The organism is Nocardia salmonicida NBRC 13393 (assembly GCF_001613085.1).
Taxonomy (GTDB): domain Bacteria; phylum Actinomycetota; class Actinomycetes; order Mycobacteriales; family Mycobacteriaceae; genus Nocardia; species Nocardia salmonicida.
In genome coordinates this window covers 1-959 of record NZ_BDBR01000096.1, presented here as the reverse complement: position 1 = coordinate 959, position 959 = coordinate 1, and the positions used below count along the sequence as shown (strand labels likewise).

At 64.5% G+C, this 959-nt stretch carries 1 protein-coding gene; it reads right to left on the bottom strand.

What is annotated here, in order from left to right:
• Window positions 1-17: 17 nt before the first annotated feature.
• A complete protein-coding gene (locus tag NS1_RS38485; RefSeq protein ID WP_157125639.1) occupies window positions 18-938 on the bottom strand; it encodes a PucR family transcriptional regulator in 921 nt (306 codons plus the stop codon).
• Between the last annotated feature and the right edge of the window lie 21 nt (window positions 939-959).

Below are 959 nucleotides of genomic sequence, written 5' to 3'. Positions count from 1 at the left end.
GGGCCAACCCTCACCGGCTACCGTCCTGCGACTGCTGTGCGTCCACGACCGCGACGCCGCGGTCCTGGACGGGTAGTCGGCTCATTCGTGCTAGACGGCTGCCGCGCCCGCTGCGCCTCCAGCTCGCAGATTTGCCATTCCGAAGCAATCCACGCTGCCGCCAGCTTTCGCGAATCCGCCGGATCCCCGGGATTCAGCCCGGTGATCTCGGTGATGCGCCGCAACCGATAGCTGACGGTGTTGGGGTGCAGCGTCAGTGACTCGGCGACACGTTTGCGGTCGGTCCCGAATCGCAAATACGCCTGCAGCGTCTCCATGAGATGTCCGTGATCGCGAAGTGGGGCCAGTATCGACGCGAGTCGGCTTCGCGCTGGGCTCGGACGGGTGAGTTGGTAGTCGAGCGCGAGATCGTCGAGAGTGTAGGTGCCGGGAGGCTTGCCTAGATACGCGACAACGCGGCAAAGCTCGTGGATCATTTGCTGTGCGTCACGTAGATCGTCACGTGCCACATCATGCAACTCGACGAGGGCAAGCGACTGGTCGAAGTGATCGCACAGCCCGTGCGCGATGTCGGTGTACCGTGCGCGGTTCGTCGCGTGATCCGGTGCCGGCAGCAGGACCAGGCCCCCGTTGGCATCGAACACGTGTAGCGCGCCTTGCCCGAGCGGGTCGTTGTCCAAGTAGCGCACCAGACGCGCCGGCCATTGCGCCAATTCCCCGACTGGATGACTTCGACCGGCGTCGCTGACGGCGGCCACGGCCACGAGGTCGTATCTGTTATGGACGACCAGTTCGGCCTGGCTCGCCAGCTCATCGAGCGGATCGCCGTACATGAGCGCATGGGCGAGTTCACGCCGAGTTTGCGGCATGCGTCGGCTGGATGGCTGTGCTGATGTCATCGTGGCGCGACCGCGGACGTCTTCGAGGTAGTTCAGCATCAGGTGTGACGCGGCGATGAC